The 23,214-nt window shown below is 33.9% G+C and carries 21 protein-coding genes and 1 riboswitch; of the genes, 14 read left to right on the forward strand and 7 right to left on the reverse strand.

Annotated features, from left to right (window positions below):
• The first annotated feature begins 7 nt into the window (after positions 1-7).
• The 5 genes from D2K62_RS00270 (at position 8) to D2K62_RS00290 (ending at position 6,539) form a co-directional block, all read left to right on the forward strand.
• Positions 8-1,003, forward strand: coding sequence for a thiamine pyrophosphate-dependent dehydrogenase E1 component subunit alpha (locus D2K62_RS00270; protein ID WP_112181260.1), 996 nt, complete (start codon positions 8-10; stop codon positions 1,001-1,003).
• Positions 1,004-1,018: 15 nt separating this feature from the next.
• On the forward strand, positions 1,019-2,002 hold the full coding sequence (locus tag D2K62_RS00275; RefSeq protein WP_112181259.1) for an alpha-ketoacid dehydrogenase subunit beta: 984 nt from the start codon (positions 1,019-1,021) through the stop codon (positions 2,000-2,002).
• 29 nt (positions 2,003-2,031) lie between these two features.
• The gene (locus tag D2K62_RS00280; RefSeq protein WP_112181258.1) at positions 2,032-3,282 is read left to right on the forward strand and encodes a dihydrolipoamide acetyltransferase family protein; all 1,251 of its coding nucleotides are present in this window, start codon (positions 2,032-2,034) and stop codon (positions 3,280-3,282) included.
• A 108-nt stretch (positions 3,283-3,390) separates the two neighbouring features.
• Positions 3,391-4,308 (forward strand): aldo/keto reductase, encoded by a 918-nt coding sequence (locus D2K62_RS00285; RefSeq protein ID WP_112181257.1) that lies wholly within the window; start codon positions 3,391-3,393, stop codon positions 4,306-4,308.
• A 194-nt stretch (positions 4,309-4,502) separates the two neighbouring features.
• Positions 4,503-6,539 carry a methyl-accepting chemotaxis protein gene (locus D2K62_RS00290; protein WP_112181256.1) on the forward strand — a complete coding sequence of 679 codons (2,037 nt, stop codon included), beginning with the start codon at positions 4,503-4,505 and terminating at the stop codon, positions 6,537-6,539.
• 56 nt (positions 6,540-6,595) lie between these two features.
• Here D2K62_RS00290 and D2K62_RS00295 read toward each other — a convergent pair whose 3' ends face one another.
• The gene (locus D2K62_RS00295) at positions 6,596-7,420 is read right to left on the reverse strand and encodes an MBL fold metallo-hydrolase (protein WP_112181255.1); all 825 of its coding nucleotides are present in this window, start codon (positions 7,418-7,420) and stop codon (positions 6,596-6,598) included.
• Positions 7,421-7,834: 414 nt separating this feature from the next.
• Positions 7,835-7,923, forward strand: a riboswitch (cyclic di-GMP riboswitch).
• A 72-nt stretch (positions 7,924-7,995) separates the two neighbouring features.
• Here D2K62_RS00295 and D2K62_RS00300 point away from each other — a divergent pair.
• Positions 7,996-9,639, forward strand: coding sequence for a methyl-accepting chemotaxis protein (locus tag D2K62_RS00300; protein ID WP_232827947.1), 1,644 nt, complete (start codon positions 7,996-7,998; stop codon positions 9,637-9,639).
• A 64-nt stretch (positions 9,640-9,703) separates the two neighbouring features.
• On the opposite strand, the gene D2K62_RS00305 is transcribed toward D2K62_RS00300, so the two are convergent.
• Positions 9,704-10,045, reverse strand: a complete 342-nt coding sequence (locus tag D2K62_RS00305; RefSeq protein ID WP_117160692.1) for a DUF5634 family protein — start codon at positions 10,043-10,045, stop codon at positions 9,704-9,706.
• Positions 10,046-10,108: 63 nt separating this feature from the next.
• On the reverse strand, positions 10,109-12,751 hold the full coding sequence (locus tag D2K62_RS00310; RefSeq protein ID WP_117160693.1) for an EAL domain-containing protein: 2,643 nt from the start codon (positions 12,749-12,751) through the stop codon (positions 10,109-10,111).
• Between the two features lie 236 nt (positions 12,752-12,987).
• On the opposite strand from D2K62_RS00310, the gene D2K62_RS00315 reads away from it, so the two are divergent.
• The 3 genes from D2K62_RS00315 (at position 12,988) to D2K62_RS00325 (ending at position 15,031) form a co-directional block, all read left to right on the forward strand.
• Entirely contained in the window at positions 12,988-13,392 is a 405-nt protein-coding gene (locus D2K62_RS00315; protein ID WP_112182731.1) for a BrxA/BrxB family bacilliredoxin, read from the forward strand.
• A 107-nt stretch (positions 13,393-13,499) separates the two neighbouring features.
• Positions 13,500-14,462, forward strand: a complete 963-nt coding sequence (locus D2K62_RS00320) for an aromatic acid exporter family protein (protein WP_117160694.1) — start codon at positions 13,500-13,502, stop codon at positions 14,460-14,462.
• A 62-nt stretch (positions 14,463-14,524) separates the two neighbouring features.
• Positions 14,525-15,031 (forward strand): L,D-transpeptidase, encoded by a 507-nt coding sequence (locus D2K62_RS00325; RefSeq protein WP_117160695.1) that lies wholly within the window; start codon positions 14,525-14,527, stop codon positions 15,029-15,031.
• Positions 15,032-15,071: 40 nt separating this feature from the next.
• Here D2K62_RS00325 and prli42 read toward each other — a convergent pair whose 3' ends face one another.
• Positions 15,072-15,209 (reverse strand): stressosome-associated protein Prli42, encoded by a 138-nt coding sequence (prli42, locus tag D2K62_RS18655; protein ID WP_157967314.1) that lies wholly within the window; start codon positions 15,207-15,209, stop codon positions 15,072-15,074.
• 155 nt (positions 15,210-15,364) lie between these two features.
• Between prli42 and D2K62_RS00330 the strand changes: the two genes are divergently transcribed.
• Both D2K62_RS00330 and D2K62_RS00335 read left to right on the forward strand, forming a co-directional pair.
• A complete protein-coding gene (locus D2K62_RS00330; RefSeq protein ID WP_117160696.1) occupies positions 15,365-16,486 on the forward strand; it encodes a M20/M25/M40 family metallo-hydrolase in 1,122 nt (373 codons plus the stop codon).
• A gap of 145 nt (positions 16,487-16,631) precedes the next feature.
• Positions 16,632-17,879, forward strand: a complete 1,248-nt coding sequence (locus tag D2K62_RS00335; protein WP_117160697.1) for a DNA polymerase IV — start codon at positions 16,632-16,634, stop codon at positions 17,877-17,879.
• A gap of 56 nt (positions 17,880-17,935) precedes the next feature.
• On the opposite strand, the gene rnz is transcribed toward D2K62_RS00335, so the two are convergent.
• The 3 genes from rnz to D2K62_RS00350 are packed head-to-tail and all read right to left on the reverse strand — an operon-like array spanning position 17,936 to position 20,642.
• A complete protein-coding gene (rnz, locus tag D2K62_RS00340; protein WP_117160698.1) occupies positions 17,936-18,859 on the reverse strand; it encodes a ribonuclease Z in 924 nt (307 codons plus the stop codon).
• A gap of 3 nt (positions 18,860-18,862) precedes the next feature.
• Positions 18,863-19,879, reverse strand: a complete 1,017-nt coding sequence (namA, locus tag D2K62_RS00345) for an NADPH dehydrogenase NamA (protein ID WP_117160699.1) — start codon at positions 19,877-19,879, stop codon at positions 18,863-18,865.
• Positions 19,880-19,895: 16 nt separating this feature from the next.
• Entirely contained in the window at positions 19,896-20,642 is a 747-nt protein-coding gene (locus tag D2K62_RS00350) for a glycerophosphodiester phosphodiesterase family protein (RefSeq protein WP_117160700.1), read from the reverse strand.
• Positions 20,643-21,398: 756 nt separating this feature from the next.
• Here D2K62_RS00350 and D2K62_RS00355 point away from each other — a divergent pair.
• From D2K62_RS00355 to D2K62_RS00365, 3 genes are all read left to right on the forward strand, one after another.
• Complete coding sequence (locus D2K62_RS00355) at positions 21,399-22,190, forward strand: SDR family NAD(P)-dependent oxidoreductase (protein WP_117160701.1); 792 nt, start codon at positions 21,399-21,401, stop codon at positions 22,188-22,190.
• A gap of 67 nt (positions 22,191-22,257) precedes the next feature.
• The gene (locus D2K62_RS00360; protein ID WP_157967313.1) at positions 22,258-22,590 is read left to right on the forward strand and encodes an iron-sulfur cluster biosynthesis family protein; all 333 of its coding nucleotides are present in this window, start codon (positions 22,258-22,260) and stop codon (positions 22,588-22,590) included.
• On the forward strand, positions 22,587-22,805 hold the full coding sequence (locus D2K62_RS00365; protein ID WP_112181243.1) for a YqkE family protein: 219 nt from the start codon (positions 22,587-22,589) through the stop codon (positions 22,803-22,805). The genes D2K62_RS00360 and D2K62_RS00365 overlap by 4 nt, the downstream gene beginning before the upstream one ends.
• Positions 22,806-23,214 lie beyond the last annotated feature (409 nt).

Consider the following 23,214-nt stretch of genomic DNA (forward strand, 5'->3'; position numbering starts at 1 on the left):
AGTTATCATGAGTGAAAACCGTCATGCTTCATTAGGATTAACAGATGATGAAGTATTTGAAATGTATCGAACCATTTTGTTAGCAAGAAGAATTGATGAACGTATGTGGTTATTAAATCGTGCAGGTAAAATTCCATTTGTTGTTTCCTGTCAAGGTCAAGAAGCACAACAAGTAGGAGCTGCGTTTGCTTTAGATCGCACAAAGGATTATTCAGCACCATATTACCGGGATGTTGGGGTAGTTTTAGCACTTGGTATGACGGCTCGTGACTTGATGTTACAAGCATTTGCAAAGGCAGAAGATCCTAATTCAGGTGGACGACAGATGCCAGGTCATTTTGGTCAAAAGAAAAATCGAATGTTAACTAGTTCGTCGCCAGTAACCACTCAAGTTCCGCATGCAGTTGGTATTGCGTTAGCAGCGAAAATAGAGAAAAAAGATATTGTTAGTTTTGTTACTTTAGGAGAGGGTTCTTCAAATCAGGGAGACTTCCATGAAGGTGCAAATTTTGCTAGTGTACAGAAGTTACCTGTAATTTTAATGGTTGAGAATAATCAATATGCTATTTCAGTACCATTAAGTAAACAAGTGGCATGTGAGAAAATATCAGATCGTGCAATTGGATATGGAATGCCAGGTATAACAGTAGATGGTAATGATCCATTGGCTGTATATCAGGCTGTTAAACAAGCTGCCGACCGCGCTAGAAATGGTGATGGACCTAGCTTAATTGAAACAGTATCTTATCGATTAACACCACATTCAAGTGATGATGACGATAGCATCTATCGTACGAAAGAAGAAGTAAAAGAAGCAAAAGATAAAGATGGTGTGCTAACCTTTGCAGCATATTTAAGAGAACAAGATATTTTAACCGAATCAAAAGAAAAAGAACTTGAAGAAGAATTAAAACAAATCATAAATGACGCTACTGACTACGCAGAAGCTGCAGCTTATGCTGATCCATCATCAATTTATGATTTTGTTTATGAAAAGAAGTAAGGGAGGAGGATTATAATGGCAGTAATATCTTATATTCAGGCAATCACACAAGCGTTACAGGAAGAAATGAAACGAGATAGTAAAGTATTTGTGTTAGGGGAAGACATTGGCATAAATGGTGGAGTTTTTCGTGCCACAGCAGGTTTATATGATGAATTTGGAGAAGAAAGAGTTATCGATACACCTTTAGCTGAATCAGCAATTGCTGGTGTTGGAATTGGTGCTGCAATGTATGGCATGCGTCCTGTTGCAGAAATGCAATTTGCTGACTTTATCCTTCCAGCAGTTAATCAAATAATTTCTGAAGCAGCTAAAATTCGTTATCGTTCGAACAATGATTGGAGTTGTCCAATTACAATTCGTGCTCCATACGGTGGTGGTGTACATGGTGCTTTATATCATTCACAATCTATAGAAGCTATTTTCGCTAATCAGCCGGGTTTGAAAATTGTTATGCCGTCTACTCCATATGATGTCAAGGGCTTATTAAAAGCTGCAATCCGTGATAATGATCCTGTGCTTTTTTTAGAACATAAACGTGCCTATCGATTAATTAAAGGTGAAGTACCAGAAACAGACTATACAATTCCAATTGGAAAAGCTGATGTAAAAAGAGAAGGATCCGATATTACAGTTATTACATATGGCTTATGTGTTCATTTTGCATTGGAAGCTGCAGCAAAATTATCTGAAGAAGGAATTGACGCACACATTTTAGATTTACGCACTGTTTATCCATTAGATCAGGAAGCGATAAAAGAAGCTGCTTCAAAAACAGGGAAAGTACTGTTGATCACTGAAGATAATAAAGAAGGAAGCATTATAGGTGAAGTAGCTGCAATTATTAGTGAACATTGTTTATTTGATTTAGATGCACCGATCAAGCGATTAGCAGGACCGGATGTTCCGGCAATGCCCTATGCACCTCCATTGGAGAAAGAATTTATGATTAATGCTGAAAAAGTGGAAGTAGCTATGAGAAATCTTGCTATATTTTAAGTAGTAAATAGAATTGGAGGGAAAACGTTTTGACTCTCGAAAAAATTACAATGCCTCAACTTGGTGAAAGTGTGACAGAAGGAACGGTAAGTAGCTGGCTTGTGCAAGTTGGAGATCATGTTGAAAAGTATGACCCAATTGCAGAAGTAATGACAGATAAAGTGAATGCAGAAGTTCCATCTTCTTTTACTGGAACAATTAAAGAGTTAGTTGCAGATGAAGAACAAGTAATAGCTGTTGGAGAATTAATGTGTTTTATCGAAGTAGAAGATAACAATGAAGCAGTAGTTGCTGATGAAAGTGTGCAACAGCAAGTTAATGATGAAATGAAAGTGAAAGAAGAATCTACTGATACATCAATGAAAAAACGTTATTCTCCAGCTGTTATGCGTTTAGCACAAGAAAATGACATTGATCTAACTTCAGTAAAAGGAAGTGGACAAGGGGGAAGAATCACCCGCAAGGATTTGGAAAGAACGATTGCAAATCCACCTTCAAAAATTGAAGCAACAGTAGAAAAAAAGGTTGAGCAAAACAGTCACATTAGAAATGAAGAGCAACAAACAGTAGAAACAGCTATTGGTGATAAAGAGATTCCAGTAACCGGTATTAGAAAAGCAATTGCAAATAATATGGTTCGTTCAACAACTGAGATTCCACATGCGTGGATGATGATCGAAGTTGATGTTACCAACCTTGTTAAATATCGTGATGCGGAAAAAACGAATTTTAAAGAGAGTGAAGGATATAATTTATCTTACTTTGCTTTTTTCTTGAACGCTGTGGCAAAGGCATTAAAAAAATATCCGGAATTAAACAGTTCTTGGGCGGGTAATAAAATCATTCAACATAAAGCAATTAATTTATCCATTGCAGTTGCACATGAAAAAGAATTATTTGTACCTGTGATTAAAAATGTTGACGAGAAAAGTATTAAAGGAATAGCGAAAGAAATTGATTCCTTAGCAAGGAAAGCGCGTAATGGTAACTTGACACAACGGGATATGGAAGGTGGTACTTTCACTGTTAATAATACGGGTTCATTCGGATCTGTCCAATCTATGGGAGTGATTAACTACCCGCAAGCAGCCATTTTACAAGTGGAATCAATTGTAAAACGTCCGATCATTATTGATGATATGTTTGCAGCACGAGATATGGTTAACCTATGTCTTTCGTTAGATCATCGTATATTAGATGGCGTAATTTCAGGTAAGTTTATGTCACATGTCAAAGAGATTTTAGAAAACATATCGGTTGACACAACGCCAATATATTAAAAGAAAAATCATCCATAGTCTTGGATGATTTTTTTAATATACTGATATTGTGCGCTTTTTAGTAGAACATGATAGAATAGATATATTATAGTAAAAAGAGGTGTTTAGATGAATAGTATAAAATTGGGTACAAGTGATTTAGAGGTTGGGGAAATATCTTTAGGTTGCATGCGCATGGATGCGCTTTCTAAAAAAGATGCTAGACATGTTATTGAAAACGCAATGGATTTAGGCGTAAATTTATTTGATCATGCTGATATTTATGGTGGTGGAAAGTCAGAAGAGGTATTTTCTGATGCGATTGAAATGAATCCGTTATTAAGAGAAAAAATGATTTTACAATCAAAATGTGGGATTCGTAATGGCTTTTTTGATTTTTCTAAAGAACATATTACATCTTCAGTCGAAGGAAGTTTAAAACGTTTAAATACAGATTATCTTGATATTTTGCTTTTACATCGTCCAGATGCATTGATGGAACCTGAAGAAGTAGCAGAGACTTTCACAAAATTAAAAAATAGTGGTAAAGTACGCTATTTTGGTGTTAGTAACCAAAATCCGATGCAGATAGAATTACTTAAAAAGTATTTAAAAGATGATTTAATCATTAATCAACTTCAGCTAAGTATCATGCACACACCAATGATAGATGCTAGTTTAAATGTTAATATGCAACATGATAAAGCGATTGATCGAGAGAACAGTGTTTTGGAGTATTGTCGTTTACATGATATAACTGTACAAGCTTGGTCACCATTCCAATATGGCATGATCAAAGGTGTATTTGTTGGTAATAAAGATTTTCCAGAAGTGAATGGTAAAATACAAGAGATAGCAGAAAAAAAAGGGGTAACTGATTCAGCGATTGCGATTGCTTGGATTTTACGTCACCCGGCAAAAATTCAACCGGTTGTTGGAACGATGAATCCGAAACGACTAGCGGATATTGAAAAAGCTTCACATATTACTTTAACAAGAGAAGAATGGTATGAGATATATCGTTCTGCAGGAAATGTGTTACCTTAAATATTAATAGAACTCACTACCAACTAGTTTTGGTAGTGTTTTTTTTTACTCGTATAAAATTATATTTCACAAAAACGTCACCTATAGATGCTGTATTCTATAGTATACTTTGGTTAGTTTTTCTAACAAAAATTAGAAGATTACCTTCTATTTAGTTAGTTAACAAATACATAGAGGCAGAAGGACTGGATTGCATGATTAGAAAATGGAAAGAGAAATTTTTAAATAGGGGTATTAGGAGTACATTAATTATTTATTTTAGTATGGTTGCTTTAGTTCCAATAATAGTGGTAGGTTTGCTTTCTTATAATCAAGCAGCAACATCGCTAGAAAATGAAGTTGGTAATAAAGTAAAAGACTATGCACTAGTTAATATGGAGAAATTAGATCGTACAATGTATGAAAGAATAAGGGACGTGCAAATCATGGCAAACTCAGATACTGTTCTGAATGCTATGGATGATAGTGTAGAAACGGAGGATTATTTAGATCAACAATTGGAGACGTTAGGTTATTATGCTTCGTTATCTATAATTAATTTAGACGGAACTGTCATTAGTCAATCTAGTAACGGTAATTCCGTATCATTAGAAACTAATACGACTGAATGGAATGAAGTGGTTGAGAATGGATTATCTATCTCAGAAGTAGTCTATGATGATGCGTTAGATAGCCACGTTTTAGAAATTAATGTACGAATAGATAATAATACAGAGGATAGAGTATTGCAAGCTAAGTTCAATGTTGAGCATATTTGGGATGATGTTAATAGTATTTCAAGTGATAATGTTGTGGTTGAATTAGTAAATCAAGATGGTGAAAAAGTTGCTGATACAATTTCTAGCGCAAGTACTGATGTTGATGCAGAGATAACAGAACTTGATCAGTCATCTCAACTATTCACTGAACTAAATGTTTCTACACCTGGTGAATCAGGTTTTATCAAAGCAAAAAACAGTTCAGGTAATGATGCAATTATAGGGTATGTCAAAAGTGCTGGATATAAAGATTTTAAAGGATTTAATTGGTCGCTAATTGTTAGTGAGCCAACAGAAAACGCATTACAATCCATTGAAAAAGTAGGCGCTGTTATTTTACTAATTGGTAGTATCACACTTGTTACTGCTATTGTATTGTCAATATTTATCGCAAGGAATATTGCTGATCCACTTATTGGGTTACGTAATCAAGCATTAATCATTGCTAAAGGAAACTTAACTCAAAAGGTAGAAATGAAAGGTAGGGGAGAAGTTCGACAACTTTCTGAAGCGATGAACCAAATGATTGCTAATTTAAGAGAAACAATTGAGCACACTAGTGATGCTTCCGATCGAATTGATCAGCAAAGTAATGCATTACAAAAGATTAGTAATACTATACAAATAGGTAGTCAACAATTGACTTCTACCATGCAGGAGTTAGCTAGCGGAGCAGAAGAACAAGCTACTTCTGCAACAGATATAGCATCATCAGAACAACATTTAGATAAGCAAATTGGTAAAGTAAAACATGAATCAGTATTATTGGAAAAGTCTTCGATAAGTGTTTGGAACATTTCGAATGAAGGAACAGATCAGATGAATGATTCCATTACACAAATCGAAGTAATTAATAATGAAGTGAGAAATGCAGTGAGTAAAGTTCAAGGTTTAGAAAAACAATCACAGGCTGTGTCTGACTTGACTGTTGTAATTAACAATATTACAGAACAGACAAATTTATTAGCACTGAATGCAGCAATTGAAGCAGCAAGAGCAGGTGAAGCTGGGAAAGGCTTCTCTGTAGTAGCAGATGAAATTAGAAAGTTAGCAGAACAAGTTAGTTTATCTGCAGTAGATATAGCTGAGGTAATCAATCAAATGCAACAAGAATCTAAATCGCTAGCTGTTTCTCTGGATGGAGCTCATAAGCAAGTAAACAAAGGTGTTACTCAAATAAAGCAATCTGCAACATACTTTTCAACTATAAAAAATGAAGTCACTCAAATGAATCAACGTATTGCAACTGTTACAACTAACCTAAAAAGAATCGAAGATAACAGTAAGGAAATGAATGTTGGTATTATCCAAATTGCTTCTGTTTCGGAAGAAAATGCAGCAAATATAGAAGAAACCTCTGGATCGATAGAACAACAAAAAGAAGCAGTAGATTTCTTATTAGAACAAGCAGAGGTATTAAAGACATTATCAAATAAGTTAAATCTGAGAGTGAAAAAATTTCAAATTGAATAAGTGAAAGCTAATGATACGCTCTCTAATGAACGTACATTAGCTTTTCGTTTTATTGTCTAGTTCCTTTTGTGTTTTGGGATTGCAATATCATAAAAATCAGCTGTTAATTTTTCAAACCCTTCACTTAATTCTTTATCTTTCATAGGTAATCCATGTCCAGTTAAAAGTAATTTTGGTTTTAATTTGGCAAGTGTTTGAACTGATCTTTCTGCATCATCCCAGTCATGTGTAAAATATGCAGGAGGTCCATATAGTTTAATGATTGGTAGAAGTACCGCCAAACTTGATTCGGGATTTTCAGTTGTAACCGCATCGCCTGCAATTAAAATTTTGTCACTTTCTCGGAAAAGGGAGATATGTCCTGGTGTGTGTCCAGGTGTATGAATATAATGCCAGTCATCAAGGAAGGGAAGTTTTCCATCAGCTGACAATGTCTTAGCTAAATGTTTTAAATTGACTGCATCTGTAGGAAACACTGGTGATAATAAAGAAAGTAAGCCGCCACCAACAGTTGGATCAGCTGGTGGATACTCACATGTGCCATCAACAAAAGGTAATTCCTCAGGATGTACATAAATAGATACATCCCAATGCTTTGCTAACTTTTTTGCAGATCCTACATGATCAAAATGAGCATGTGTCAAAATAATAGCTTTTGGTGGAGTGTCATTAAAGCGTTTTTTTGCAGCTGAAATTATTCGCCCATGATAATGAGCAATTCCTGTATCAATAAGTACCCAATTTTTTTCTGATGGATTACCAAGCATGTATACATTGGATACTAAAGTACGATAAACTGCAATATCTTCGGTTATTTCTTCTGCAATTGCATGATCCATGTTTGTTTCTAGATGGGTTGATATATCCGTATGCTTTTCCATAAATATATAGCTACTCCTTTTTTGATTAGTTTGTAAAATAATATTGTAATTATGCATTTCACGCGACTTTCTTGGATTTTATTAGCTTAGCTGCTTTCTAAAAGTTTGTTGTTTAAGACCAAATCACTATAAATTGCGACGTAAGGAAATGATAAATTAGATGGTGAATTTGTACGTTTAAGCGCTACAGAACTATAAAGAGTAGAACAAATTTTTTATAAAGTTACATCGTATTTTCTATCTTTATTGTAATGAAACAATTTTTTCAAAAAGACTCGATATTCGAATGAAATATGGCACGATACAAAGATAAAAGTCTTGACAACATAAGAATAAAGTCGTAGTATAAAATAACTATTATAAAGAAGTAATAATTACTTTATCAAATGGGGTGAAAGCAAATCGTATTATTTAATTATAAAAAGGCAAATTGTTTGAAAGAACAGGACGCAAAGCTAAGGGTCTAACGTATTTGTTTATACTAGGATAGCCTAGCTACCAAATAATATTACTATTTGGCCATTCTAATTGAGAATAGTTTTATTTTTGTGAAATTACAAGGGGGACACACCAAGATGAAAAACAAACTAGAATCCTTTTTTAACAAAAGCTTACAAAGGCAAATTTTAATACCATTTATTACATTATTAATAGTAGTAGGCATAGTAATCAGTTTCGTTAGTTATACATATAGTGTTTCGATCACAACAAATGAATTAAGTGAAAGTGTCAAACAACAGGCTAATATACTTAGTGGTGCAGCAACAGCTGGAGCAAGTGAAACAGCAATAATAGATATAGCAGATAATACAAAAATTGGTGAAACAGGATATTTTGCCGTTATTAGTAATGGCGAATTTATTGCCCATCCAGATGAAACGATGACGGGTGTAGATATTACACATGAAGAGTATTATGAAAAGATTATCGCTACTAATGCTAGATCTGGTACAGTGGAATATATGTATGAAGGTCAAGAAAAAATATTAGGTTTTTCTGTTAATGAAACAAAAGATTGGATAATCATAGGAACAGTTTATATAGATGAATTAGAGGACAAAGCAACGCCAATTCTTTTACCCATTGCTACTGCACTAATTCTCTCTATTATTATTGCTATTATTGTATCTTTATTTGTATCTAAACAAATCACAAAGCCGATACGTTCCTTACAAAGTAATATGAAGGAAGTAGAAAATGGCGATTTATCTATAACTTTAATACAGAAAAGAACAGATGAAATTGGTCAACTTTCCATTTCTGCAAATGAAATGAAAGAAAAATTACGAACTATGTTAAACAGTGTTTCAGAAGCAGCGCAAGCTATTACATCTAATAGTCATGTGCTTTCCCTTTCAACAAATGAAGTAAAAGCTGCTTCAGAACAAATCGCAGTTACCATGCAGGAAATTGCATCAGGATCAGATACGCAAGCAACACATGCTAGTAATTTATCCATATCTATGCGAGAATTTACGGAGAAAATTGAGCAAGCAAACGAAAAGAGTATCCACATAAAAGACGCTTCAAACGCGGTCCGTAATTTAAGTGGAGAGGGAAGTTCATTGATGCTTCAATCTGTTAAACAAATGGAAAATGTTGATTCAATTGTTAATCAAGCAGTAGTTAAGGTGCAAGGATTAGATGTGAAATCAAAAGAGGTAACAAAACTAGTGTCAGTTATTAAAGACATAGCTGAGCAAACAAACCTTCTTGCTTTAAATGCTGCGATTGAAGCAGCACGTGCTGGAGAAGCAGGAAAAGGTTTTGCAGTAGTAGCTGATGAAGTTAGAAAATTAGCAGAACAAGTTTCTGGTTCAGTTATAAGTATTACAGAAATAGTTAATATGATCCAAACAGAAACTTCAGACGTGACGAACACATTGGAAAATGGTTATCAAGAGGTAAAGCAGGGTAGTGAGCAAGTTAAGAAAACGGGACAAACATTTGAACAAATTAATCAAGCCTTAGTAGATATGTCTAATCAAATTACAATAGTAAATGATAATTTACTACAAGTAACAAATACAAGTAAAGAAATGAATAGTGCCACAGAAGAAATAGCAGCTGTTGCAGAGCAATCAGCTGCAGGGGTCGAACAAACTTCTGCTTCAGCTCAAGAAACAAGCAGTGCAATGGAAGAGATGGCTAATCATACAGAAGACTTAACAAATGTCGCAAAAAATTTAGCGAATCAAGTCAATAAGTATAAACTATAAACGTAAATAAAAAACACCTTCGAAAAATGACGCGATATTGTGTTCATAAACGAAGGTGTTTTTATTAAATAGCTTGGTTAATACTATTATCCTTACCAGATTGATCTAGTGCATCTAAGCAATTATCCAAATGATCAAAACCTCTGAAGGAAGGTCCCTTATAATTTTCAGATTGTAAAGTCCAAATTGGTGTTAGTGGTATTAAAGCTTCTTCAGAATAACTCATAAAAGGTAAATAAACATAATAGTTTCTAGTGTTTACAGTAATTTTATAACCTATATACAAGGAGTCTGCTTGACCTTTGGCTAGATATGTTGTCATACTATCAAAATGATATTTATTAGATAATTGTGGTATGGAAAGCTCAAGATTTTCAATTAATTGATTGCGCATACATATTTTCATTAAGACCGCCTCCGAATAAGTTTATTACTAGGATGGCGATTTTTGTTAAAGTTTAAACATATTTTAGTCAATATTTTTAAAAAAGTAGGTAATTGGGTTATCTGTGTAGAAGTCTGTATCTGGAATCGGCTTGTTATTTTTCGAGTAAATAGTCAACTGATTAATTACTTTCGCTAGATGATCCTTATTTGCTTCAGAAAAGTCATCAAAAGCAACACCGTAATAAAAAATATCTTGTCCAATTTCACTTTTCCAAACGAAAGATCCAATGATTTCAAAATCAAATCCTAATAGTGAAAAAGTATAAACAATTTTCATGTTTGATTGAACTGGTAATTTTAAATCAGACATTAGCTTTAAGCCACCTAAACTAATATTTTCAATTAATATGTTTGCCGTGCCTACATCTACTTTACGATTATTAATTTCAAGAATAGATAGTCCACCTTGTAAATATCCAGGGAAGGATAATCGATAATATTTTCTTCTTTCTACTTTAGGTTTTGTCACTTTAGTTGACTTTGGAATTGGAAGAAAACTTTTCTTAATCAATTCTTCAAATCTGTTACTTGGTACAGCTTCGGAAAAAAGATAACCTTGTATAAGGTGACACTCTTTTTGTTTTAGAAATTGAAGTTGTTCAAAATTCTCTACACCCTCAACAATGACTCTCATATCTAATGATTTTGCGAGATATAATATGCTACTAACTATTGCAGCATCCTTTTTATTATCATCCAATATATTTAAGATAAAAACGCGATCGATCTTTAATTCATCAGCAGGAAAATCGCGTAAGTATTGTAAAGATGCATAGCCAGTTCCGAAGTCGTCAATTGCAATTGATATACCTAATGCACGTAGTTGTGAAAGTGTATGCTGTACTTTGTTTTCATTTTTTAAATATGTACTTTCTGTTATTTCAAATGTTAGAAAGTGTGCAGAAATATCATATTTTTCTAATTGCTCCTTGATAAATGAAATTAATCCTGGTTTTAAAAATCGATTAGGAGATATATTTATAGAAATAGGTCGTAATATATAATCTTGATCTTTCCATATTTTTAATTGTTCGATCACTTTTGTGATTACCCAATCCCCTATATCGTTCATCAGATAGTTCTCTTCAGCTAATGGAATAAATTCAGATGGAGACACTAAACCCCATTCCTTATGGTTCCATCTTAATAAAGCTTCAGCGGATTCAATTAATCCAGTGAAGGCATTTACTTGTGGTTGATAATAGACTTCAAATTCTTCATTAGTAATCGCTTTTCTTAAATCTCGTTCAAGCATGTATTTTTTAAAAGATGAAATATTATTGGATGGTGAGTAAAATTTATAGGTATTTCCTCCATTATTTTTTGCTTCTTTTAATGCAATGTGTGAACTTTCTAAAATTTTTAATTCTGTATCACCATTATCTGGATAAAAGCTAATACCTACACTTGTTGTAATATTTAACTGATAATCAAATATATTGATTTCCTCTTCAATTGTTCGCAAGAGTTTATCAGCTAAATTACTTGCTGTATCTATTTGCAATGTTTCAGTATCAATTATAATAAAGTCATTGCTTACTAATCTAGCAACATAACTAGTAGAAGATAAAGTCTTTGTTAGCTTGCTAGCAATATTTTGTAAAACTTTATTGCCAATTTGATAGCCTAAAGAGTCATTTATGTGAGAGAGACGATCTAAGTCCAAATAAAAGAGGGTGAATTGTTTTTTCTTCTGAATTAACTCAGCAATTTTCTCAGATATGCTACGTTGATTTGGTAGATTAGTTAGAACATCGTGTGATGCATAATAAACTAATTCCTCATGCATTACCATTTCTGAAGTTATATCAACTATAACTCCAAATAGAGCTATTAATTTATTGTCACTATTAAAGGATGGAATTGTTTGGTCAAAAACCCATTTAGTTTCTCCATCATGTGTGATAATTCGATAACGATGTTTAATTGACTTCCCAGCCAATAGCTCCTTTTGGCGATTGAAAACTTGTTCGCGATCATTAGGATGAATAATTGTATGCCAAATAGTTTCGTCAGCATATATATCATCTAATGACAAATTGAAAATTTCCTCGGCACCTTTTGAAATGAAACTAAGTTTATTTGAAGGATAATCTTTCATCCAAATCCCAGAGCTTAGATGGTCGAAAATTTGTTTAAACCGATTGTTGATCGTAATAAGTTCTTGTTCCAAATTTTTTTCATCAGTAATATCTTGAATCATACCAATTAATTTATAAGGCTTTTTATTGATAAAAGATACTTCAGCTTGTGTTTTTAAGTAACGTAGTTCATTGGTTTTTCCATGATAAATTCGGTATTCAGAATAGTAATTTTTCCCTTTAATAGCTTTTTTAACCTTTGCTAAAGCTTCGTCAAAATCATCTGGATGCACATATTGGAACGGTTCAGTCATTGGAATATATTGAGAATGGTCAAGTCCGAAAATGTCATAAAAATAATCAGAGCAATATAATTTATCTTCATCTATAATATATTCCCAACTACCAACCTTGGCAATTTCTTGTGCGTGTATTAAATGTTTCTGAGTTAATTCAAATTTTTTCATTAACATAGCATGGTTTTGTTTATTCACAATGTCATCATCTTTTGAATGTTCATTAGTTGATTCGTTGGAAAATAAGCGAGTGATTATGCTACTGAACTTAAGATTCTCCTTTTTCATAGTTAACAACCCCCTCTGATGTCTACCTATGCAGTATACTATTTTATGACTAATTATGCATTATTTCGTCTTGTAACTATTTAATACTACAAATAAATTTTTAAAAACCGCACATTTTGCGGTTACCCGGGAAATACAATTAATTGCTAGATCATTTGAAAGTTGTTAAAATGATGCTGGTAGGAAAAGTGTACAGATAAACAGAGGAGTTGAATAGAGTGGATTTTAATTTATTTATGGGAGACATTGTTCAAACAGCTCGACAAGAAATGAATGAAGCTGGCTACAAGGAATTGACAACAGCTGAAGAAGTGGATCAAGCATTGACAGCAAAAGGGACAACACTTGTAATGATTAATTCTACATGTGGTTGTGCTGGCGGAGTTGCACGTCCAGCTGCTACTCATATTGTAAAAGCTACTCATCGTCCTGATCATCTTGTAACAGTATTTGCGGGTCAAGATAAAGAGGCAACGGAGAAGGCTCGTGCATATTTTAAAGGTTATCAACCTTCCTCTCCTTCATTTGCACTATTAAAGGACGGAGAAATTGTAACAATGGTAGAACGTAGTAATATTGAAGGTTATAGCGCTGAGCAAGTTGTTTATCAACTACAAGAAGCTTTTGAAAAGGCTAACTAATACTTTTTCTCAAATCCCTGTTCTTATGTTTACGAGATCAGGGATTTGTTCTATACTTATGTATTATACTATCTATATAAATAGAAAAGATTAAGTGGGGAGCAGAAATTGTGAAAATTGGTTACCGTACGATCAAAACTGCTATTGCAACTCCTTTAGCAATTTGGCTTGCAGAGCTATTTCAATTAGACAATTTTGTATCTGCAGGAATTATCGCAGTATTATGTATTCAAACAACAAGAAAACGATCATTCTTAAGTGCTTGGCATCGTTTTGGAGCTTGTCTAGTTGCAATGGTTTATTCATTTGTTATCTTTGAAACGGTAGGTTATCATCCAATTTCAATTGGACTATTACTGTTAGTGTTTATTCCAACAACGATCAAATTAAACTTAACACCAGGTATCGTTACTAGTTCAGTAATCTTATTACATTTGTATAGTGCAACCTATATTACCTGGGGATTAGTTTGGAATGAAGTATTATTGATTGTTATTGGAATAGGCTCAGCCTTACTTTTAAACTTATATATGCCAAGTTTAGAGTCGAAATTGCAATCTTTACGTAAAAAGGTTGAGAAAAATTTTCAACAAATTTTAGAAGAAATAGCGGTCTATCTTCATGAAGGTGAAAAAAATTGGACTGGTAAAGAGATTACCGAAACGGAGAAGTTGTTTCGACAAGCTGATTTATTAGTATCAAGAGATGCTGAAAATCATTTATTACGCGAAGAACATCCCTATAAGGATTATTTTGATATGCGTAAAAAACAATTTGAATTGTTAAAACGAATGTTGCCGGTTATTAGTCAAATGAATGAGTTTACGGAACAATCCGATCGCATAGGGAGCTTTTTTGATGATTTAGCTGAAGCAGTTCATCCTGGTAATACAGCAAATAAACATTTAGATTCAGTTGATGATTTAAAAAAACAATTTGAAGAAGATGACCTTCCTAAAACACGTGAGGAATTTGAATCAAGAGCTAATCTATTTCAATTGTTACATGAAATTGAAGAATATCTAGAGATTAAAAAAGCACGTACACCTGAGAAATTAACAAAAATTTAAACAAGGACATAATTAAACTTTGATTGTAAACACTATGGGAAACATAAAAATGAGGGATTAAAATGAAATCGATCATGCTTGCCATCATTTTGATAGTTTCACCACTGTGGCCATTAGGAGAAAATCCAAGTTTAAATGCGCCGTTTATAATAGTGAATAAACAAAGTAATCAATTAGCATTTGTAAATGAAGGAAAAGTACAAGAGATTTATCCAGTTGCAACGGGCGCCACAGAAGAACTAACACCAAATGGGATCCATACAATCATTGTTAAAGCAATCAATCCTTATTATCGAAAAAAGGATATACCTGGTGGCGACCCAAAAAACCCACTCGGATCCAGATGGATAGGTTTTAATGCAAAAGAAACAGATGGTAGAATGTATGGAATTCATGGCACTAATCAACCAGATTCAATAGGAAAGCGTATCTCAGCTGGATGTATTCGTATGATAAATGAGCATGTCGAAAAACTCTACGATCAAGTTCCTATAGGTACAAAAGTATGGATCTTAAGTTCAGATGAGGATTTTGAAAGTCTTGCAAGAGAAGCAGGGGCAATTGAGTAATAAACCAGCCAATACATATTGGCTGGTTTATTAGTTTAATTTAATTTACTAGGAAAGCTAGTCCTGCTGTGAATGTTGATAACACCATAGCAAGAATCATTATATAGACAATTATTTTATTTCGTCTTTGACGTTTTGAAATTTTTCTTGGTTCCTTGGATACTGTTTTACTCGCCATTATTTCCGCCTCCTTCAAACACATTACTACTAAGTATTTTATCGTGAATTTGCAAAAGGTACAACCTTTTTCCATATGTTAAAATTGACAATTGATAATTGGTTCGCTAACGTAATTAGTGAAACATGTTTCACGATAGAGGAGGAAGTCAAGAAATGGTCAATCAAGATAGACTTATTGAAGAATTTATGGAATTAATCCAAATTGATTCAGAAACGAAAGAAGAAAATGAAATAGTTGATGTCTTAAGAAAGAAATTTACAGATTTAGGCTTAGAAGTAGTAGAAGATGATAGTAAATCAAGAACAGGACATGGAGCAGGTAATCTTATTTGCACATTGAAAGGCGATAAAGAGGCTGATACAATTTATTTCACATCTCATATGGATACAGTCGTTCCAGGCAAAGGTATTAAACCATCAATAGAGGATGGTTACATCGTATCAGATGGAACAACGATATTAGGTGCAGATGATAAAGCTGGATTAGCCGCACTATTAGAAGCAATTCGATTACTTAAAGAAGAAAATATTTCACATGGTGATATACAATTTGTTATAACAGCAGGTGAAGAGTCAGGTCTAGTTGGTGCAAAAGAATTAGACACAAGTCTTTTGAAAGCGAAATTTGGTTATGCAGTAGATAGTGATGGCGTTGTTGGTGACATTATTGTTGCAGCCCCAACACAAGCTAAAGTTATTGCGATTGTTAAAGGGAAAACGGCACATGCAGGTCTAGCACCAGAAAAAGGTGTTTCTGCAATAACAATTGCATCGAAAGCAATTGCAAAAATGCCCTTAGGAAGAATAGATAAGGAAACTACAGCTAACATTGGACGTTTTGAAGGTGGTCAAAAAACAAATATCGTATGCGACTATGTTGAAATTCTAGCAGAAGCTCGCTCACTTGATCCAGAGAAACTGGAAAAACAGGTGCAAAAGATGAAAAAAGCTTTTGAGGAAGCAGCAACTGAAATGGGTGGTAAAGTAGAAGTTGAAAGTACCATTATGTATCCTGGATATAAACAAGTTGATGGGGATCATGTTGTAGAAGTTGCGAAGAGAGCAGCAAAACGTATTGGACGTGAGAGTAAGTTAAAAACCAGTGGTGGTGGAAGTGACGCTAATGTGATTGCAGGGTTTGGTATACCAACAGTTAACTTAGCGGTTGGTTATGAAGAAATCCACACAACGAATGAAAGAATGCCTGTAAAAGATTTAATTAAAGTTACCGAATTTATCGTTGCAATTATTGAAGAAGCAGCCACTAGTAAGTAAATGAAAGTATAATACGTCTCTCTTGTCATGGGGAGACGTTTTTTGTGCTAATTATAAACGTTGGACTTATCCAATCGACTAGCCATACTAATAAAAATCGTGCTATACTAATTTAGAACGAACGTTCTTGTAAAGGGAGAGACCTATGTCTAAATGGTATCCAAAAAACGGTAGAGTAATATTTCATGTAGATATGAACAGTTTCTATGCATCAGTAGAGGTGGCTTATGACCCGTCATTAAAAGGAAAACCGCTTGCAATTGCAGGTAATCCAGAAGAACGCCGCGGAATTGTAGTCACGAGTAGCTATGAAGCAAGAGCAAAAGGTGTCAAAACGACAATGCCTTTATGGGAAGCGAAAAGGCTTTGTCCCAATCTAATTGTTATGCGTCCAAATTTTGATCGTTACCGTAAAGCCTCTAGTGAAATGTTTAAAATGCTTGCAGCAATTACACCTTGTGTGCAACCTGTATCAATTGATGAAGGGTACATGGATATTACCGCTTGCGTTGCTTTAGGTTCTCCTTTAGAAATAGCTGAACGTCTTCAAAATCAGATACGCGATGAATTAGATATACCTTGTAGTATAGGTATTGCTCCAAATAAATTCTTAGCTAAAATGGCTTCAGATATGAAGAAACCGATGGGAATTACTGTATTGCGAAAACGTGATTTAGCAGATAAGCTTTGGCCATTACCTGTTGATGCAATGCATGGAATTGGTGCTAAAACTGCAGAGAAGCTAAAAAAAGTTGATATTATTACTATTAAAGATTTGGTTGAAGCGGATACTTATACTCTAAAACGTTTGCTTGGCATTAATGGGGAAAGGCTTCAGAAACGAGCGATGGGAATTGATTTAAGGCCTGTTGATCCAGAAGCTATATATGATTTTAAGAGTATTGGTAATTCAGAAACATTACCAGAGGATACGATTGATGATAGAGAAATTGAAAAATTAATACGAAAATTAGCACGAAAAGTTTCTACGAGGTTAAAACGAAAAGAAGTAGTCGGACAAAATGTGCAAATTATGATTCGGTTTCATGACCGTAAAACGATAACAAGAAGTGTTAAATTATCCGAATTTATTGAAGAAGAAGAAACGATTTTTTCTGTTAGTTATGATTTGTTTGAAAAGCATTGGAATGGTGATCCCATTCGTTTGCTAGGAGTTACTGTGCAAGATTTAGTAGACAAAAAGGAAATTAGTCAACAACTCAATTTATTTACTTATGAGAAAGCGGCCTCTAAAGAAAAACTTTTTCAAACAATGGAGAAATTAACCGAAAGATACGGAGAAAACACATTTAAAAGGATAAAACAAGTAGAAGATAAGAGCCAACCACGCACTAGCTTTCAAAAAGATTATCTAGATGATTATAAAAAATAAGCACAATTCTCTTTCACTACAACAGAATTGTGCTTTTTAGTATGTTCATTTATGTTTTACTTTTGATTGATTTCCCACTCAAGTAAATCAGCCGCAATTTTTGTATTAGAAAATATTGCGGTAGCTTCTGCTTCTAGTTGATCAATTGATTCCCCTTGATAGCGAGAAGAAATATGAGTTAATAGCAACTGATTTACATCTCCAGCTCGAGCAAGTTCTGCTGCTTGTTTCGTTGTGGAATGGTAATAATTATAAGCCATTTCGTCTTCATCTTGAGCAAACGTTGCCTCATGAACTAGGACATCACTGTCTTTGATAAAAGAAGCTAAATCCGCTACATATCTTGTGTCCCCTAAAACACTTACTACTCGCCCTTTTTTGTTAGGACCGATAAAATCAGCACGCTTAATCGTGTTGCCATCAGCAAGAATTGTCGTTTCGTTTTCTTTAATTTGTTGATAAATAGGCCCTGGTGGAATTCCATTCGACTTTAATTTCTCAGCTAGGAGCTCTCCAGGTGAATCCTTTTCTATAATGCGATAGCCATAAGAGTCAATTGCATGTTCTAACTTTTTACAATAAACGTAAAATTGGTTGTCTTCAAACAAAAGGCCTTCTTCTACTTCATGAAAATGAAGCGGGTAGCGTAGATATGTTCGACTAACCTCTAGACTAACAGAAATGTATTCTGCTATTCCCTTAGGACCATATATTGTTACAGGAGTAATACCATCTTGAAATGATCGACTACTAAGAAATCCAGGTAAACCATAAATATGGTCTCCATGCAGATGCGTGATGAAAATTTTATCTATTTTACGCGGTCGGATTTTTGTATGTAAGATTTGATGCTGTGTCGCTTCACCGCAATCAAACAACCAAGCCGTACCACGTTCTTGTGTAAGGTCTAAAGCAATTGCAGATACATTTCGTTCTTTAGAAGGAACACCTGCTCCAGTACCTAAAAATTGTAGTTTCATTACTTACCATCCTCGACTATATTGTTTTGGTGCTTCTAGTGTTGTGTTTAACTCATCAGCTGCGGTTTTCGCCCAATATGGATTACGTAATAACGCTCGTGCTAGAAAAATTAAATCAGCACGTTCATTCTGTAATATTTCTTCCGCTTGTATACCAGTGGTAATTAAGCCAACAGCTCCAGTTGGAATTGCTACTTGATTCTTAATGACTTCAGCTTTTGGTACTTGATAGCCTGGATAAGGTTTGATTGTCGCAGGTATTACCCCACCAGTACTGCAATCAATTAGTGAAATAGATTGCTTTTTCATTTCATTACTAAAATAAATGAAATCATCTAGTGTATTACCATTTTGATCATACTCATCAGCAGATATACGAACAAAGAGTGGACCTGTCCATTCTAACTTAATAGCATCAATAATTTCAGATAAAATACGATAACGATTCTCTCGATTTCCACCATATTGATCATCTCGTTTATTTGTTAAAGGAGATAAGAATTGATTAATTAAGTAACCATGTGCAGCATGTATTTCAATGATGTCAAAACCAGCCTGTTTCGCTCGTTTGGCAGCTAATTGAAATGCTTCAATCGTCTCTTTAATAGCTGTTTCAGACAAAGTGATTGGTGTTTGGTAGTTCTCATCAAAAGCAAGTGCACTTGGGGCAAAAATGTCGTTAGGAAGAGCTGCTTTTCTACCAGCATGTGCCAATTGTATACTGCTTTTTGCCCCATGTGCATGAATACGGTCTGTTAATTGTTGTAATCCTTCAATATGGTCATTGTGCCAAATCCCTAAATCTTTAGTTGATATTCTACCTTCAGGTTGAACCGCAGTTGCTTCTAGCATGACTAGCCCGACTTGACCAGCAGCACGTGATTCATAATGTGTAAGATGAAACGGTTGAACGGTTCCATCTTCTGGTTCGCTTGAGTACATACACATGGGTGCCATAACAATTCTATTTTTTAATGTTACATGCCCAAATGTAATTGGACTAAATAATTTTCTTTCCATCTATTAATCTCCTGTTTCATTCTAAAATATCTTGTTCAAATAATTCTCTTGTTTCAATCGCGATATGTGGTAAGTCGGTAAAGATCGCACGTATCCCTAATTTATAGCAACGTAACATTCTAGCTGGTCTGTTGATTGTATAGCAAGCCAAATATAAGTCATTAGATGCTGCATGATCAATAAATGCACGATTCAATAAACGATATTTTATGTGTAAACCAGTAGCACCCAACTTTTGAGTATAGGTAAATAAATCGGTAATTCGTTGTGACGTCAATAAAGCAGTTGTTACATTTGGATCAATTTGATGCATTCGTTTTATACTATTTGGATTAAAACTAGAAATAACTGTTTGATGAAGCTTATTATATTTTTTTAATAGTTTATAAACAAGTTTTTCAATGTTTCTATATGCAATTATATTTGTTTTTAATTCTAAATTAAGTAATAGTTTTTTATCTTTTGACCAACATAAAAAATCCTCAAGTGATATGATGCGAGTATTAACATAATATTCTGAAAACCAAGATCCAGCATCTAATTTCTGTAACTCCTTAAATGTATAGTCTTGAACAAAACCAGTTCCATTAGTAGTCCGTCTTACATTCTCATCGTGAATTAATACAGGAATGTGATCCTTAGTTAATTGAATATCCGTTTCAATTCCATCTGCGTTTTGTTCATAAGCAAGTTGAAATGCTGGCATTGTATTTTCCGGTGCTAGTTTGCTAGCTCCACGGTGTGCATAAATAATTGTTTTCAATCTTTTCACCTCATAGTTAAGGTATTCTTTATGATTGTGTTATATTTCTAAAAAAAAGTCAATTTGAAAGTGAGGGATATCTCATGAAATGGCAAAGGAAAAAGGCATTAACAAAAATTACTTTGTGAGTTTGTCTCGCACCCAACAGTGACAGGGAGCGAAACGGAGAATTTTTTCCAACTTATTTAAAAGAAAAATTATCTAGAAACAAATATTTTCAAAATAATCCCGATAATATTAAACTTAATGATGTTTCAATTGAGAATGTCGATCATGATTGAATTAGTAAATGATTTAGCTACCTTTGTAATGATCTTGGCCCAATGATTATCATATTTTTTAATAAACCGTTTTATCCTCCCGTCAGTTCAGATAAAGATCCGCTTATTAAGCATGTGGTTGAAGAGATGCAACGATATTCAATGAAGCAGTACGCTATTCCATTAGAACGTATAACGTATTTTCAAGGCTGATCAGATTTGAGTTTTATTGGCCCATTATCAAATGGCAAAACTCTTTTCTTATTCTATCAAAATAGTATCGAGGAACCATTTGCTAATTTAATTATACCAATACTAAACCTGGGGCTTTTGGGAAGAGACCCACATCAGGCAACAGAGCGATTAGATCTAGAATATAGCTTTAATACGTTTCTAAATCTGCTAAAAATAACAATAAAACTACTTATTTGCATAAACAACGACTAAATAGGATAATTGAAATATAAGATCAATTGTATAAGAGAAGGGAACAAAAATGAGAGATTTTACAAATAAAACAATAATGATTACTGGCGCATCTAGTGGTATAGGAGAAGGTTTAGCTTATAAGCTAGCGATGTCTGGTGCGAATTTGATTCTAATGGCACGTTCTGGAGATAAATTAAAGAAACTTAAAGAAAAATTAGAACAAGATTACCCGATTATATGTAACTACTATATAGTTGATTTATCTAATAGTGCGTCATGGGAATCTTGTTTGTCAAAAATCGAAGCAAACCATCTTACAATTGATGCGATGATAAATAATGCAGGATTTGGAATATTTGATGCTGTTGAGGATGCGGATTATCAAGACATAGAAAAGATGTTCCATGTAAATGTTTTAGCTTTAATCAAAGGGATTCATTACTTTTTACCCCATTTCATTAAAAGAAAACAGGGACATATTATAAATATAGCCTCCTTTGCTGGTAAAATTTCTACACCTAAGTCCTCTGCTTACAGTGCAAGTAAGCATGCTGTTTTAGGATTTAGTAACGCACTTCGCTTAGAGGTGGAGAAACAGGGTGTGTATGTAACAACAGTTAATCTTGGCCCAGTGCGCACAAACTTTTTTGATGCAGCTGATCCAACCGGAAGGTATCAAAAAAGTGTTAAAAGGTTTATGATTGAGCCAGAGCAAGTTGTTGATCAAATTACTAAATCTTTATTTAGAAAAAAACGGGAAATTAACTTACCAAGATGGATGGAATTTGGTAGCCGGCTATATCACATATTGCCTGGATTTGCTGAACGTATATTGCGTAATCAGTTCAGTAAAAAATAAGCGTATTGTATTTTTGCACAGAAATTTTTATAATAAAATATAGGTTGAAATAATGGAGGGTACTCCGATGAATTTAACGATTACGGAAATAGCAGTAGAAAAATTGAAAGCACTGAATACTCATAATCAAAATTACCTTGTATTATTGTATGACAATGATGGATGTGATTGCAGTGTAAGTGGTATACCTACTATTCGCTTTTCTAATAATAGAAAAGAAAAAGATAATGACGTAACGTGCACTGAATTTGATGTTATTGTAGATTCGTTCCATGAAATGTTTTTTGAATCAGAAGTTAAACTTGATTTTATAGGGAATGTATTTCGTTTATCAAGTCCAGCAGGCATGTTAAATCCAGTTATTTCTAGGAAGACAGTAATAAAGGAAGTGTTAGCATGAGTAAAAACGAAGAAATAAATAATTTAAAAGATAGATTAGATCCCGCTTTATTAAAAGCTTTACAAAGTAAGAAAGAATCGTTAAAACAAGTAGAAGCAGATAAAGTAGAAAAGATACGGAAGCAACAAATAGCTGAACGTAAAGAAAGAGAAGCAAATAAAAGTTTTGAAGAGCTTTTAGGAGAAAGTGACTTGAATTGGAAAAAATTCAAGTGAAAGGCTTGGGTCTCAGGATATGTAGTTTAATATTTGTGTAAAAACAAGTCTATAACAATTTTAAGACCAAATCGCATAGTAATTTGGTCTTTTTTAGATAAACTATAATCTTATAAAAATGCAGTCCTTAAAAGAAGCTACGTTCTAAAAGTATGTAATATTATTAATAATTGATAGACTCCGTCAAAACGCTCCTTGAGTCGGAATTACCATCAACTGCGATGTAAACCGCCATGTTGATTTTCGCTTCGGACAGTCGCTTTCCGCGGGCAAGCCTTTTCGATGGGTCGAGTAATCGCAGACCCAACGCTTCAACTTCCTCGGAAGCAAAAAGCACTTCCTGCGGGATTTTCAGCTGTTGCTTTTCCCGCAGGAGTCGACTGTCCTACGCTACAATCAATTAGCATAA

It is taken from the genome of Paraliobacillus sp. X-1268 (assembly GCF_003426095.1).
GTDB lineage: Bacteria > Bacillota > Bacilli > Bacillales > Amphibacillaceae > Paraliobacillus_A > Paraliobacillus_A zengyii.

What these genes read in the sequence shown, in the direction of transcription:
- D2K62_RS00270 (WP_112181260.1), top strand. Translation starts at nt 8, where the DNA reads ATGAGTGAAAACCGTCATGCTTCATTAGGATTAACAGATGATGAAGTA.
- D2K62_RS00275 (WP_112181259.1), top strand. Translation starts at nt 1,019, where the DNA reads ATGGCAGTAATATCTTATATTCAGGCAATCACACAAGCGTTACAGGAA.
- D2K62_RS00285 (WP_112181257.1), top strand. Translation starts at nt 3,391, where the DNA reads ATGAATAGTATAAAATTGGGTACAAGTGATTTAGAGGTTGGGGAAATA.
- D2K62_RS00290 (WP_112181256.1), top strand. Translation starts at nt 4,503, where the DNA reads ATGATTAGAAAATGGAAAGAGAAATTTTTAAATAGGGGTATTAGGAGT.
- D2K62_RS00295 (WP_112181255.1), bottom strand. Translation starts at nt 7,420, where the DNA reads ATGGAAAAGCATACGGATATATCAACCCATCTAGAAACAAACATGGAT.
- D2K62_RS00300 (WP_232827947.1), top strand. Translation starts at nt 7,996, where the DNA reads ATGAAAAACAAACTAGAATCCTTTTTTAACAAAAGCTTACAAAGGCAA.
- D2K62_RS00305 (WP_117160692.1), bottom strand. Translation starts at nt 10,045, where the DNA reads ATGAAAATATGTATGCGCAATCAATTAATTGAAAATCTTGAGCTTTCC.
- D2K62_RS00310 (WP_117160693.1), bottom strand. Translation starts at nt 12,751, where the DNA reads ATGAAAAAGGAGAATCTTAAGTTCAGTAGCATAATCACTCGCTTATTT.
- D2K62_RS00315 (WP_112182731.1), top strand. Translation starts at nt 12,988, where the DNA reads ATGGGAGACATTGTTCAAACAGCTCGACAAGAAATGAATGAAGCTGGC.
- D2K62_RS00325 (WP_117160695.1), top strand. Translation starts at nt 14,525, where the DNA reads ATGAAATCGATCATGCTTGCCATCATTTTGATAGTTTCACCACTGTGG.
- prli42 (WP_157967314.1), bottom strand. Translation starts at nt 15,209, where the DNA reads ATGGCGAGTAAAACAGTATCCAAGGAACCAAGAAAAATTTCAAAACGT.
- D2K62_RS00330 (WP_117160696.1), top strand. Translation starts at nt 15,365, where the DNA reads ATGGTCAATCAAGATAGACTTATTGAAGAATTTATGGAATTAATCCAA.
- D2K62_RS00335 (WP_117160697.1), top strand. Translation starts at nt 16,632, where the DNA reads ATGTCTAAATGGTATCCAAAAAACGGTAGAGTAATATTTCATGTAGAT.
- rnz (WP_117160698.1), bottom strand. Translation starts at nt 18,859, where the DNA reads ATGAAACTACAATTTTTAGGTACTGGAGCAGGTGTTCCTTCTAAAGAA.
- namA (WP_117160699.1), bottom strand. Translation starts at nt 19,879, where the DNA reads ATGGAAAGAAAATTATTTAGTCCAATTACATTTGGGCATGTAACATTA.
- D2K62_RS00355 (WP_117160701.1), top strand. Translation starts at nt 21,399, where the DNA reads ATGAGAGATTTTACAAATAAAACAATAATGATTACTGGCGCATCTAGT.
- D2K62_RS00360 (WP_157967313.1), top strand. Translation starts at nt 22,258, where the DNA reads ATGAATTTAACGATTACGGAAATAGCAGTAGAAAAATTGAAAGCACTG.
- D2K62_RS00365 (WP_112181243.1), top strand. Translation starts at nt 22,587, where the DNA reads ATGAGTAAAAACGAAGAAATAAATAATTTAAAAGATAGATTAGATCCC.